This window comes from Micromonospora coerulea, assembly GCF_016598485.1.
GTDB classification, from domain to species: Bacteria; Actinomycetota; Actinomycetes; order Mycobacteriales; family Micromonosporaceae; genus Micromonospora; species Micromonospora coerulea.
The window spans coordinates 103,318-115,672 of record NZ_JAEMUW010000010.1 but is presented as its reverse complement, the minus strand read 5'-3'; the positions used below and the strand labels follow the sequence as shown (position 1 = coordinate 115,672).

The following is a 12,355-nucleotide window of genomic DNA, read 5'->3' as shown; positions in this document are numbered from 1 at the left end:
TTCGCCAGCGCCAGGCCGGCGGATGACCGCCCCGCAGGGCATGATGAGGCGCAACGGTACCGTCACCCCGCAACGGCCCGTCGGCGTGCCCCACCACCGTCCCGCGGGCCGCCGCACCCATGGCGCTCGCGGGATCGCTGGGGCACACTCGACGGATCGCGGGACAGCCGCGCGGCGGGCCACCGGGACGCGACCTGGGAGGGCTGGATGCGGATCGCTCTCTTCGTCACCTGCCTGGCCGACACCCTCTTCCCCGAGGCGGCCAAGGCGACCGTCCGGCTGCTGGAACGGCTCGGCCACCAGGTCGTCTTCCCCGCCGACCAGACGTGCTGCGGGCAGATGCACATCAACACCGGCTACCCGGACGACGCGCTGCGGCTGGTCCGCCGGCACGTGCAGGCCTTCGCCCCGTACGACGTGGTGGTCGCTCCCTCCGGCTCGTGCGTCGGCTCGGTACGCCACCAGCACGCGGCGGTGGCCCGGCGGGCCGGCGACGAGCGGCTGGCCAGCCGGGCCGAGCAGGTCGCCCGGCACACCTACGAGCTGTCGGAGCTGCTCATCGACGTGCTCGGGGTGACCGACGTCGGGGCGTACTACCCGCACCGGGTGACGTACCACCCGACCTGCCACTCGCTGCGGATGCTCCGGGTGGGGGACCGGCCGCTGCGGCTGCTGCGCGAGGTGCGCGGCCTGGACCTGGTGGAGCTGCCGGACGCCGAGCAGTGCTGCGGTTTCGGCGGCACCTTCGCGGTGAAGAACGCGGACACCTCCACCGCGATGCTGGCCGACAAGATGCGCCACGTGCTGGCCACCCGGGCCGACGTCTGCACCGCCGGGGACGCCTCCTGCCTGATGCACATCGGCGGCGGGCTGTCCCGGCTGCGGGCCGGCGTGCGGACCGTGCACCTGGCCGAGATCCTGGCCAGCACCGAGCCGGTCCCGGCCGGCGGGAGTACCAGCGAGGGCGGCCCGGTGCGGGCGCCGGACCGGGAGGCGCGGCGATGACGGAGACGTTCCTCGGCATGCCGGCGACCGCGCCGGCCGGCGTCGGCAACCTGCGTGGCGACGAGCCGTTCCCGGTCGCCGCCCGCCGCGCCCTGGCCGACGCCCAACTGCGCCGCAACCTGCGGCACGCCACCGGCACCATCCGGGCGAAGTCGGCCGCCGTGATCGGCGAGGTGCCCGACTGGCCGGAGCTGCGGGCGGCCGGGCGGGCGATTAAGAGCGACACCATGGCCCGCCTGCCTGAGCTGCTGGAACAGTTGGAGGCGGCGGTCACCGCGGCGGGCGGCACGGTGCACTGGGCGGCCGACGCGGTCGAGGCGAACCGGATTGTCACCGACCTGATCCGGGCCGCCGGCGCCGACCGGGTGATGAAGGTCAAGTCGATGGCCACCCAGGAGATCGGCCTCAACGAGGCGCTCGAGGCCGCCGGGATCACCCCGGTCGAGACCGACCTCGCGGAGCTGATCGTCCAGCTCGGACGGGACCGGCCCAGCCACATCCTGGTGCCGGCGATCCACCGGAACCGGGCCGAGATCCGCGAGGTCTTCCTGCGCGAGATGCCCGGCGTGGACCCGGCGCTGAGCGACGAGCCGGCCGCGCTCGCCGCCGCGGCCCGCCGGCACCTTCGCGAGACGTTCCTCAGCACCCGGGTGGCCGTCTCCGGGGCCAACTTCGCGGTCGCCGAGACCGGCACCCTCGCCGTCGTGGAGTCCGAGGGCAACGGGCGGATGTGCCTGACCCTGCCGGAGACCCTGATCACCGTGATGGGCATCGAGAAGGTCGTCCCCAGCTGGGACGACCTGGCGGTCTTCCTGCAACTGCTGCCCCGGGCGTCGACCGGCGAGCGGATGAACCCGTACACCTCGATGTGGACCGGGGTCACCCCGGGCGACGGCCCGCAGGCGTTCCATCTGGTGCTGCTGGACAACGGGCGCAGCGCGGTGCTCGCCGACGAGGTGGGCCGGCAGGCGCTGCACTGCATCCGCTGCTCCGCCTGCCTCAACGTCTGCCCGGTCTACGAGCGCACCGGCGGGCACGCGTACGGGTCGGTCTATCCGGGGCCGATCGGGGCGGTGCTCTCCCCGCAGCTCACCGGGGTCGAGGAGAACGCCTCCCTGCCGTACGCGTCGTCGCTCTGCGGCGCCTGCTTCGACGCCTGCCCAGTCATGATCGACATCCCGTCCGTCCTGGTGCACCTGCGCGCCCGGCACGTGGCGGAGCGGCGCGCGGCGCACCGGACGCCGAGCGCCGAGGCGGTGGCGATGGCCGCGGCGGCGTACACGATGGACCATCCCCGGCTGTACGCGGCCGCGCAGCGCGCCGCGGGGCTGGGCCGGCTCGCCGGTCGCGCCCTGCCGCCGCCGCTGAACGGCTGGACCGCCAGCCGGGACGTGCCGGCCGCGCCGCCGCAGACCTTCCGGCAGTGGTGGGCCGAGCGCCGGAGCGAATCATGACCTCCCGCGATCTCGTGCTGGCCCGGCTGCGCGCCGCGCTGGCCGCCGCGCCGCCCACCGTGCCGGACCGGGCGACCGCCGCGTACCGCCGCCACGGCGACCTGCCGCCGGGGGATCCAGAACTGCTCGACCTGCTGGCCCGGCGGCTCACCGACTACCGGGCGGAAGTGCACCGGGTCGCCGCGTCGGCGGTCGCGGACACCGTCACCGGGATCCTCGCCGCCGCCGGGGCCAGCGTGGTCGTGGTGCCGCCGGGGCTGCCCGCCGACTGGCGGCCCGGCGACATCGAGGTGGTGGTCGACGACGACCTGCCGGCGGCCCGGCTGGCCCGGCTGGACGCGGTGGTCACCGCGGCGGCGGTCGCCGTCGCCGAGACCGGCACGATCGTGCTCGACGCCGCCGCCGACCAGGGGCGCCGGGTGATCAGCCTGCTGCCCGACCTGCACGTCTGCGTGGTCCGTCCCGGGCAGGTGGTGGCCACCGTCCCGGAGGGGGTCGCCCGGCTCACCCCGGGCCGCCCGCTGACCTGGATCAGCGGTCCCTCGGCGACCAGCGACATCGAGCTGAACCGGGTGGAGGGTGTGCACGGCCCCCGCCGCCTGCACGTGGTCGTCACCGACCGGTGACCGGCCGCGCCGGGGGGATCAGACCGGGAAGTGCGGGTTCCCCGCGGTCAGTCGAACGGTGAAGGCGTCCGGACCGCGGTGCAGCGCCACGTGGTTGCAGGACTGGTGGGAGATCCACATGCCCAGGCCGCCGGCCGAGGCGCTGGTCGCCGGGAGGAGGCCGGCGAAGGGGTCCTTCGGGCCGTCGCCGCCGTCGCTCACCGCCACCACGATCCGGTCGGCGCCGGCCCACAGCCGCATCCGCGTCGGCGGGAGGCCGTGGCGCAGCGCGTTGGTGACCGTCTCGCTGACCGCCACCACCAGGTCCTCGACGTCGTCGGCGGGGAGCTGGCCCCGGTCGGCGGCGTAGACGGCGGCGCGCGCCTGCGCGGGCGTGGGGTCGGTCAGCTCGACCAGCGGGGCCGTTCGCTGCACCGGGTCGAGCAGCATCGGCCGCGGCTCGGACAGGTAGCTCCTCGCCTCGGTGTAGACCCCGATCGGGACGTGGCTGCCGTCCGGCCCCGCGACCCGGGGGTGGGTGCGCGCCACGTCCGCCAGCACCGGCTCCGGCGCGACCCGGGTGTTGTACGCGCAGATGCTCCACAGCGGGAAGTCGTCGTAGGCGTGGTTGATCGCCGACTCGTACCGGGCCCACCAGTCCCAGGTCGCGCCGAACGCGCTGGTGGGCAGCTCACCGACGATGCGGACCTGCGGTGCGCCCTCGGCCACGTGTTCGGCCAGCAGCTTGCGGTAGGAGCGGATCGCCGAGGTGGGCCGGGCGTAGACGTTCCCACCGGGCAGGAACGTCACGCCCGAGTGGGCGGGCAGGGCCCGCCGGACCAGCTCGGCGTTGCGCTCGCCGAAGCCCACCAGCGTCGGCTCGCCGGCCTCCACCCCACCGAGCAGGAAGGGCAGCACCACGGCGAGCAGGTGCTCGTCGGAGTCGTACAGGATCGCTTCGTGGTAGTAACCGGTGTGGCCGGCGGCGGCGCCCGTTCTCATCGCGTCACCTCCACCCGCACGTCGGGCAGGTCCAGCAGCTCGGCCAGGCGGGCCGCGGCGGACCGGGAGGTGCGCAGCACGGCGGTCGCGCCGCGACGGCGGGCGTGCTCGTCCAGCTCGATCAGGCTGCCGTGGTCGATGAACCGCAGCCGGTTGCCGTCGATCAGCAGCCGGCCGTCCACCGGCCGGGGGTCGACGCGGTCCAGCGCGGCGGCGAAGAGCCGGTGGACGGACGGGTCCAGCTCGCCGGCCAGCGCGAACGCGCCGTCGCCCGGGGCGGCCGCGTGCAGGTGGAACAGCACATCGGCGTTGGAGTCGGCGTGCATGCAGGCCAGCTCGGCGATCGCTGGACCGGCCAGCTCCCGCCGGTCGTAGGCGCAGATGGCAGACATCGGCCGGGTGCGCATGTAGCGGTCGATGAGGTGCTCGTACCGGGCGAAGGCGTCCCGCTGGGCGGGGGTGCGGACCAGCGAGGTCGCCTCGGCCACCACCCGGAACCCGGTGTAGCCGGCGGCGAGGGCGTCCTCGGTGGCCGCCGCGTACGCCCGCACCTGGATCTCCGGGTCGACGATCTCGTCGATCCGGTAGGCGTCGTCGACGGAGACGATCCGGGCGGCACCGCGGCGCAGCGCGTTGCCGAGGCCCGGCAGCCCGTCCAGGCGCCGGGCCAGCGCGGCGTGGGTGCCGGCCGCGGCCAGCCAGACCCGCTCGCCGGCGGCGAGGCCCGCGCCGAGGAAGGCCACCGCGCGGGAGTCGAGCGCCGCCGGGTCGTCGTAGACCCAGCAGAGGTGACCGTACGCCGGAGGTGGCGCGGCGTGGCTGGTCACGCGGGATGCCTCATGACGCCAGTTTATGCCGTTGTGGCGGGACGGCCACCCGGGCGGTCCGCCGCCCGGCGCCGGCTCCCGCCCTGCCGCCCGGACCGGAGCCCCCCGGACGGTCAGACCACCCGGGCGTACTCGCGGAGCCCGGCCGGCCAGCCACCGTCGCCGGCTACCGCGTCCCGGATCCCCTCCCAGCCGGGGCCGTGCGCGTCCAACCGGTTCGCGGCGGTGTCGGACTGGGCCGCCGGCCCGGTCCGGTACCTGGAATGGCAGGCCCACCACGAGCGGGCCGCGCCCTTCTACGAGCGGCTCGGCCACCGGGGCCAGTCCTGCCCGCAGCCGGAGTATCCGACCTTCATCCTCGACCTGGGGCCGCGCTGACACCCCGGGCCCGAGCGGCGCGTTTGACGCTCAGGGCAGCGGGTGGGAGATCCCCCGGGCATGGTCGGTGATGGCCGCGCCGACCACCATGGCGGTCACCGGCAGCACCTCCAGGCAGCGGCGCACCGCCGCGGCCATCAGCGCGTTCGGCACCCGCATGGAGAGCGTGCAGTGCGGCACCCAGCGCCCCGGCTGGTAGTGCTCGACCAGGGTGATCCCGGCGCGGGCCAGCCGGTGGTGCACCTGGGCATGGTGGCCGAGCAGCTCGGCGGTGGGCGTCGGCCCGAGCCAGAGCACCCGGCCGACGAACTGGCCGGCGTGCTGGAACTCCAGCCGCAGGGGTGCGGCCACCCGCATCCCCGCCAGGGCCGCGGCGACCTGCTCGGGGTCGAAGCGGGCGGCGACGGCGAGCGAGACGTGCGGCCGGTGCCGTTGTTCCAGCAGCGAGCGCATGCTCTGCACACCCTCGGACTCCAGGGCCTCCCAGAGCACCCGGATCCGCCGGGTGGCGTCGGTGTCGAGATACAGCTCCAGCGCCGCGACCACGTCGATCACCCTAGAGGTGAGGTTTGCCCGGCCCCGTGGGCGGTACTGCGCAGGGGCACCGACGTGGAGGAGCGTGGACCGTGGACGCGAAGGATCTGCTGGTGGAAACGCACGACCGGCTGCCCGAGCTGGTCGAGTCGGCCGTGGCCGGGCTCAGCCCGGAGCAGCTGCGGCAGCCGCCGGCACCGGGCTCCAACACCGTGGGCTGGCTGATCTGGCACCTGACCCGGATCCAGGACAGCGGCGTCGCCGACCTGATCGGCGCGGAACAGGTTTACCTCTCCGGTGACTGGGCGGGCCGGTTCGGGCTGCGCGCCGACCCGGGGGAGACCGGCTTCGCGCACACCCCGGAGCAGGTCCTCGCCGTCCGGCCGGAGGACGGACGGGCGCTGGTCGAGTACCACCGCGCGGTGGCCGAGCGGACCGCGGCGTACCTGCGCGGGCTGCGCCGGGCCGATCTGGACCGGGTGGTGGACGAGAACTGGGACCCGCCGGTGACCGCCGGCGTGCGGCTGGTCAGCTTGCTGGAGGACGGCCTCCAGCACGTCGGCCAGGCCGCCTACGTCCGGGGGCTGATCGAGCGGAGCTGATCGCCGCCCGGGCCCGGGCCCGGGCCGCGTGGGCCAGCAGGTGGAACGCCTGGCCCTCCGGCGAGGTGCCGGGCCGTTCGAAGTCCGGCGCCCCGCTCACCCCGGTCACCCGGCCGTACCGGTCGACCCGCCGGTCGGCGGCGACGAGCAGGTCCGCCCCGACGTCCAGCCAGGATGGCGCCAGCCTGCCGTCGGCGACCCCGGTCAGCGCCGCGTACGCCAGCAGCTGCGCGGTGTTCGCCTCCCGGAAGGCGGCCGGGTCGCCGGAGACGTCGCCGAGCCGCCCGTCGGGGTGCTGCCGGGTGACCGCCGCGTCGGCGACCAGCATGGCGAGCTCGTCGAGGCCGAGGTCCAGCAGCGCGTGCCCGGTCACCCCCTGCTCCCAGGACTGGCGCTGCATGGCGAGCAGCGCGGCCAGTACCCGGTCGGTGGTCGCAGGGTCGGTCATCGGCATTCCTCCGCTCTACCCCGGTCGTCGCGGTTTCACCAGGGCGGGTCGGCGTCGGAGATCCGGCTGCGCGACCGGGCCGCGCCGACGGCTCACCCCGATCGGGTGAGTTGGTCTCACCCGACTGCCGGGGACCCTGCGAGGACGGCGACCGGGGAGGGGAGGGGCCGCCATGCGCCTCTCGGCGACGCAACACCTGGCCCGGCGGGTCGCGGGCCGGCATCCCGAGCTGCCGGAGAACATCGCCGGCACGCTCCGCCTCGACCTGCGCGACGGCGGGCACACCGAGCACTGGTACCTGACCATCGGCCAGCAGCACGTCGACGTGGCCCCCTCCGCCGACGACGCCGAGCTGATCGTCCGCGGCGACCGGGGCGTCTTCGACCGGATGGCCGCCGGCGAGCTGCACCTGGCGGCGGCGCTGCTCCGCAACGACCTCACCGTGCAGGGGAACGTGCAGCTGCTGGGGACGCTGCGCCGGCTCTTCCCGGGACCGCCGGACGCCCGGCACCCGCGGGAGGCGGCCGGTGAGCGGGGTGGGCTGGCATGAGACAGGAACTGGTGCACGTCATCGCCGGCAATTCCTTCGCCATCGGTGACGCGCAGGGCGACATCGAGGTGGACCCGTACGCCCCGATCGGACTCTTCTCCTTCGACACCCGCTTCCTGTCCCGCTGGGTGCTCACCCTGGACGGGCAACGGATGCACGCCCTCTCCCGGGACGACCTCACCTTCTTCGAGACCCGGTTCGTGCTGGTGCCCGGCACCGCCAGCCACTACATCGACGCCGACGTGTCGGTCATCCGGCACCGCTCCATCGATGACAGCTTCACCGAGCGGATCACCGTGCTCAACCACTCGACGCAGCCCACCGACTTCACCCTTCGGCTGGAGATCGGCAGCGACTTCGCCGACATCGCCGACATCCGCGACCCCGCGCCGCACCGCGTCACCGCCGCCGCCGACGCCGCCCGGCGGGAGCTGCGACTGCGCTACCAGCGGGAGCGGTTCACCCGGGAGACGCTGGTGACCAGCACCGCCGACGGCGAGGTGGACGAGCGCGGGATGACGTTCCGGATCCGGGTTGCCGCCGACGGCGAGTGGAGCACCGACCTGCACGTCCGCGCCCTGATCCATGGCGCGGCCGGCCGCGACCTGCGGGCCGACCTGGACTCCCACCGGCACGCGGTGCACCGGAGCATGCGCGAGGACCTGGCCGGCTGGCGCGACCGGGCGCCGCGGCTCATCGCCGAACGGGAAGCGCTGGTGCGGGCGTACGACTGCGCGCTGACCGACCTGGCGGCGCTGCGCTACACGCCGCTGTCGTACCGCGAGCGGGTGCCGGTGGGCGGACTGCCCTGGGCGATGGCGCTGTACGGCCGGGACGCCATGATCACCTGTTTGGAGACGCTGCCGTTCACCCCGGAGCTGTCCCCGGCCACCCTGCGGCTGCTCGCCCTGCTCCAGGGTGGCCAGCTCGACGACCAGCACGACGAGGAGCCCGGCAAGATCCTGGTCGAGCTCCGCTACGGCGAGGTGGCCGCCTTCGACGAGCAGCCCACCGCGCTCTACTACGGCGCGGCCGACACCACCCCGCTCTTCGTCATCCTGCTCGACGAGTACGAGCGCTGGTCCGGGGACGCCGCGCTGGTCCGGCAGCTGCGCCACCCGGCCCGGATGGCGCTGGACTGGATCGACGAGTACGGCGACGCGTGCGGCGACGGCTACCTGCGCTACCAGCGGCGCAACACCCGCAACGGGCTGGTCAACCAGGGCTGGCGCAACTCGCCCGACGCGATCGTGGACCGGCACGGGCGGCAGCCGGCGTTCCCCAGAGCCACCTGCGAACTCCAGGGCTACGCGTACGACGCGAAGATCCGCGGTGCCCGGCTGGCCCGGGAGTTCTGGGACGACCCGGCGTACGCCGACCGGCTGGAGGCCGACGCCGCGCGGCTGCGCGAGCGGTTCAACCGCGACTTCTGGCTGCCGCAGCGGGAGTACTACGCGCTGGCGCTGGAGCCGGACGGCACGCCGGTGGACGCGCTCACCTCGCACCTGGGCCACCTGCTGTGGAGCGGGATCGTCGAGCCCGAGCGGGCCGGCGCGCTCGCCGCCCACCTGTGCGGCCCGGAGCTGTTCAGCGGCTGGGGCGTGCGGACGTACGCCGCCGGGCAGCGCCCGTACAACCCGGTCGGCGCGCACCTCGGCGCGGTCTGGCCGGCGGACAACGCGCTGATCGCCACGGGGCTGCGCCGCTACGGGTACGACGCCGAGGCGGCCCGGATCGCGGCCGGTATCTTCGCCGTGGCGGAGACGCTGGAGGGTTCGCTGCCCGAGGTGATCGCCGGCTATCCCCGCCCGGTCACCAAGTACCCGGTCCAGCTGCCGGCTGCCGGTCGCCCGCAGTCGTGGTCGTCCGGGGCGGTGCTGATGCTGCTCGGCACCCTCCTCGGGCTGCGCCCCTGCGGGGACAACCTGCTGGTCAACCCCGCGCTGCCGGAGGGCTTCGGCCGGATCGAGCTGCTCGACGTGCCGGGCCGTTGGGGGCGGTCGGACGCCTACGGGCGGGACCGGGTCACCGGCGGTCGACCCCGGGCGCGCTGACCGGGCCGGCGCCCGACGGTCGACGTGCGGACCCGGCCGCCGCGGTCAGCGGTGCCCCGGCCGCCGACTCCTCGAGCCCGGTCCGGTGCAGGGGCACGGCCTCCGGTGCCGACGAGGGCGGCGTCCGGTCCGCCTCGACGGCCGCCGGGGGCGTCGCGCCGCGCCGGGACAGCCCCCGGTCGACGCCGACGAAGAGCAGCCCGAGCAGCCAGAACGCCAACGCGAAGAACAGTGAAGTGAGCCCGACCCCGCCGTAGCCGAGCTCGCCGGCGTCGATGAACGGGTACGGGTAGCGGTGCACGATCAGGCCGCGCACCAGGGCGAACCCCAGGTACGCCAGCGGAAAGGCGAGCCACCAGGCGGCGTACCGCGGGCGCAGCCGGCCACGCCGGTCGAACAGGGCCCAATCGGCCATCGCGAGCAGCGGCACGATGGTGTGCAGGAACTGGTTGCCCAGCGCCTCACCGGGCGCGCGGTCCGGCTGGACCATCGCGAACGGGCTGGCCGGGTTGGCCAGGACCAGGTGGTAGACCACGCCGGTGATTGTGATGTAGAGCGTCAGCGCCCCCTTGAGCGCCGAGGGCGGCTCCGGGCGGTCCTGCCCGGCCCGCCAGGCCGCGAAGCCGGCGAAGAGCCCGACCGCCAGGTTGCTCTGGATGGTGAAGTACGGCAGCAGCCCGGTCATGGTGGCCGGGCCGAGCGAGGTGAGCACGATTCCGGCCAGCACACTGATCACGATGGCCAGCCGGAGGAGGACCGCCAGCCGTCGGCGCCGCAGACTCATCGGGGCAAGCTATCAGCGCCGCCCGTCCCGGTCACCGGGCGCGACGGCGGGCGGTCCGACGGCGCCGCGGTCCGCCCGGCCGCGGGCTGCGACGGCACCGCGGACCGGGTCGGCGGCATCGTCGCCGACGGGGATCGCTTCCGGTCCATCGCCGCCGTGGCAGCGGCACCGCCCGACGTGGTCGGCGACGGTCGCCGGGGCTGTGCCCGCAGTTCGCGCCCCGGAGCGGCCCGTCCGGCGGCCGGCATCGTGGCGCCCGGCGTCGCTCCGGGCGTGGCCGGCGCGGACCGGGGCGGACGCAGCGTCGCACCCGGCGTCGCGCCGGACCTGGCCGGTGCGGGCCGGGGCGGACGCTCGGGTCGCGCCGGCCGGGCCCGCTGCGTCCGCTCCGCCGGCGGCGCCACGACGGACGGCAGCGTGGCGGGTGATGTCTCGGCGATGTCGTCACCCGCGGCCGGGGCGGTCGGCGGCGGAATCGACTCCGCGCCGGGCGGGACCATCGACGCGGACGGCGGCCCGCCCGGGGCGGGCGTCGGGACGCCGGCCGTGGGCAGTCGACGCCGCAGGTCGTCCAGGTCGACCCGGAGCCGGGACAGCTGCGCGTCGTCGTCCAGGCCGGCGAGCAGCGCCGCCGCGCGCTCCAGGTGGGTGCGGGCCTCGGCGTACCGGCCGGCGGTCAGGTCGCGGCGGGCCTGCTCCAGCATCCGGCCGATCTCCCGTTCGGTGCGCAGCAACTCGGCGCGCTCGGTCCAGACCACCTCCGTCACCGGCCAGAGGAGGCCGTCCGGTTCCGCCCGGGCCGAGCCGAGCCAGATGCCACCGGTCACCGTCAGCAGGGCGACGGCGGCCCCGGCAAGGACCCGCGGGTGCCGTCGGGGCGGGCGATCGGCGCGCGACCGTTCCCGTCGCGCCGGCCGCCCGGGACGGGCCGTCGCCGGCCCGGGAGAGGCGCCGTCCGCCGGATCGGGTCCGCCGCCGGTCGTCCCGGCGTCGGGTCCGTCCGGGTTGGGCTCGTGGCGCGCCTTCGCCCCCGCCGCGTCGTGGCGCGGTCGCGCCGCCGTCGGACCCGTGACCGCGGGGACGGCATGCCGGACCGTCCACTGTCCGTCCGGCCCGGTGCGGGCGGGTGACCCGGCGGCGTCCAGCCGTGCGGCGTGTGTCTCCACCTCGTTGTGCCAGCCGGCCAGCAGGGCGGCCACGGGATCGTCGGCCGGCGGCGGCGCGCCGCGGCGGATGGCGTCGAGCAACTCGTCGTCCCGGCGTACCGGGTCGTCGGCCGGCGGAGGAGCCTCGGGGGTCACGTGATCACCGCGCTCAGGGTGTCACCGGCGAGGGCGCGCAGTCGGGTGAGCGCGCGGTGTTGCGCGAGCCGTACGGCACCACCGCTCATACCGAGCACGGTACCGACCTCGTCCGCGGTCATGCCGACCGCCAGCCGGAGCACCAGGATCTCCCGGTGGTGTGCCGGCAGTTGGGCCAGCAGCTCGCTGAGGCGGACGCCCAGGTCGGCGGTGAGGGCCCGGGGCTCCGGTCCTGGCGTGGGATCGGCGGTGTCGGGCACGTCGGCCACGCTCTCCGTCCGGTCCCGGCCCGCGGTACGGCAGGCGTCGGCGACCTTGCGGGCGGCGATGCCGTAGACGAAGGCGAGGAAGGGCCGACCCTGGTCGGTGAAGCGCGGCAGGGCGCGGAGCACCGCGAGACAGACCTCCTGGGCGACGTCCTCCGCGGTCGCACCCCCGACGCCGACGTGGCCCAACCGGGCGAGGCTGTACCGCACGACGATCGGCCTGATCTCCGTCAGCACGCGGGCCACTGCCACGGGATCACCCGCCACGGCCCGGCGCACGAGGTCGGGATCCGGTATGTCCAAAGAGGTCAACGAGGCCCTTCCGCTGTGACTGGATCGACGGTATCCGCCGTCCGTCGTACCGCCAAGGGGGTGAAACGCCGCGAGGTTCGGCGGCGATAACCCGGCAGAGGGGCCGACCGCCCGCCGACCCGGCGTCATCGACGCTGGGATCTCCGTTGTGCGGCGTTTCGTCCTCATTTATATATTTCCAATAACGAATGTCTCTGCACCCTGGTTCCGGCGCGGCAGGCTGCGACAACCTC

The 12,355-nt window shown here is 75.2% G+C and carries 14 protein-coding genes; 7 read left to right on the top strand and 7 right to left on the bottom strand.

The window, feature by feature from the left end; genetic code table 11:
- The first annotated feature begins 207 nt into the window (after positions 1–207).
- The 3 genes from I8N68_RS15135 to I8N68_RS15125 are packed head-to-tail and all read left to right on the top strand — an operon-like array spanning position 208 to position 3,085.
- Entirely contained in the window at positions 208–1,005 is a 798-nt protein-coding gene (locus tag I8N68_RS15135) for a (Fe-S)-binding protein (protein ID WP_200210609.1), read from the top strand.
- The gene (locus I8N68_RS15130) at positions 1,002–2,459 is read left to right on the top strand and encodes a lactate utilization protein B (protein ID WP_200210608.1); all 1,458 of its coding nucleotides are present in this window, start codon (positions 1,002–1,004) and stop codon (positions 2,457–2,459) included. Before I8N68_RS15135 ends, I8N68_RS15130 begins: the two co-directional genes overlap by 4 nt.
- On the top strand, positions 2,456–3,085 hold the full coding sequence (locus I8N68_RS15125; protein ID WP_200210607.1) for a LutC/YkgG family protein: 630 nt from the start codon (positions 2,456–2,458) through the stop codon (positions 3,083–3,085). The genes I8N68_RS15130 and I8N68_RS15125 overlap by 4 nt, the downstream gene beginning before the upstream one ends.
- A gap of 18 nt (positions 3,086–3,103) precedes the next feature.
- On the opposite strand, the gene I8N68_RS15120 is transcribed toward I8N68_RS15125, so the two are convergent.
- Together I8N68_RS15120 and I8N68_RS15115 are read right to left on the bottom strand one after the other, a co-directional pair.
- Positions 3,104–4,066: an anti-sigma factor RsbA family regulatory protein gene (locus I8N68_RS15120; RefSeq protein ID WP_200210606.1), complete on the bottom strand. Its 963-nt coding sequence runs from the start codon at positions 4,064–4,066 to the stop codon at positions 3,104–3,106.
- The gene (locus I8N68_RS15115) at positions 4,063–4,893 is read right to left on the bottom strand and encodes an MEDS and STAS domain-containing protein (protein WP_200210605.1); all 831 of its coding nucleotides are present in this window, start codon (positions 4,891–4,893) and stop codon (positions 4,063–4,065) included. Before I8N68_RS15115 ends, I8N68_RS15120 begins: the two co-directional genes overlap by 4 nt.
- Before the next feature lie 225 nt (positions 4,894–5,118).
- Between I8N68_RS15115 and I8N68_RS15110 the strand changes: the two genes are divergently transcribed.
- Positions 5,119–5,271: a hypothetical protein gene (locus I8N68_RS15110; protein ID WP_234039824.1), complete on the top strand. Its 153-nt coding sequence runs from the start codon at positions 5,119–5,121 to the stop codon at positions 5,269–5,271.
- A gap of 30 nt (positions 5,272–5,301) precedes the next feature.
- Here the strand turns inward: I8N68_RS15110 and I8N68_RS15105 are convergent, their stop codons facing one another.
- Positions 5,302–5,817, bottom strand: a complete 516-nt coding sequence (locus I8N68_RS15105; RefSeq protein ID WP_200210705.1) for a 2'-5' RNA ligase family protein — start codon at positions 5,815–5,817, stop codon at positions 5,302–5,304.
- A gap of 80 nt (positions 5,818–5,897) precedes the next feature.
- On the opposite strand from I8N68_RS15105, the gene I8N68_RS15100 reads away from it, so the two are divergent.
- Positions 5,898–6,407, top strand: coding sequence for a mycothiol transferase (locus tag I8N68_RS15100; RefSeq protein ID WP_200210604.1), 510 nt, complete (start codon positions 5,898–5,900; stop codon positions 6,405–6,407).
- Here the strand turns inward: I8N68_RS15100 and I8N68_RS15095 are convergent.
- On the bottom strand, positions 6,334–6,855 hold the full coding sequence (locus I8N68_RS15095; protein ID WP_234039742.1) for a hypothetical protein: 522 nt from the start codon (positions 6,853–6,855) through the stop codon (positions 6,334–6,336). The genes I8N68_RS15100 and I8N68_RS15095 overlap by 74 nt on opposite strands.
- A gap of 172 nt (positions 6,856–7,027) precedes the next feature.
- Here I8N68_RS15095 and I8N68_RS15090 point away from each other — a divergent pair, with 172 nt between their 5' ends.
- Both I8N68_RS15090 and I8N68_RS15085 read left to right on the top strand, forming a co-directional pair.
- The gene (locus tag I8N68_RS15090; protein WP_200210603.1) at positions 7,028–7,405 is read left to right on the top strand and encodes an SCP2 sterol-binding domain-containing protein; all 378 of its coding nucleotides are present in this window, start codon (positions 7,028–7,030) and stop codon (positions 7,403–7,405) included.
- Positions 7,402–9,459, top strand: coding sequence for an amylo-alpha-1,6-glucosidase (locus tag I8N68_RS15085; RefSeq protein WP_200210602.1), 2,058 nt, complete (start codon positions 7,402–7,404; stop codon positions 9,457–9,459). The genes I8N68_RS15090 and I8N68_RS15085 overlap by 4 nt, the downstream gene beginning before the upstream one ends.
- On the opposite strand, the gene I8N68_RS15080 is transcribed toward I8N68_RS15085, so the two are convergent.
- Genes I8N68_RS15080 through shbA form a run of 3 tightly spaced genes read right to left on the bottom strand, consistent with a single transcriptional unit; the run spans position 9,431 to position 12,089 of the window.
- Positions 9,431–10,243: a Pr6Pr family membrane protein gene (locus I8N68_RS15080; protein ID WP_200210601.1), complete on the bottom strand. Its 813-nt coding sequence runs from the start codon at positions 10,241–10,243 to the stop codon at positions 9,431–9,433. The genes I8N68_RS15085 and I8N68_RS15080 overlap by 29 nt on opposite strands.
- Positions 10,240–11,544 (bottom strand): anti-sigma-D factor RsdA, encoded by a 1,305-nt coding sequence (locus I8N68_RS15075; RefSeq protein WP_200210600.1) that lies wholly within the window; start codon positions 11,542–11,544, stop codon positions 10,240–10,242. The genes I8N68_RS15080 and I8N68_RS15075 overlap by 4 nt, the downstream gene beginning before the upstream one ends.
- On the bottom strand, positions 11,541–12,089 hold the full coding sequence (gene shbA, locus I8N68_RS15070) for an RNA polymerase sigma factor ShbA (RefSeq protein WP_443673259.1): 549 nt from the start codon (positions 12,087–12,089) through the stop codon (positions 11,541–11,543). Before shbA ends, I8N68_RS15075 begins: the two co-directional genes overlap by 4 nt.
- Positions 12,090–12,355: the final 266 nt, after the last annotated feature.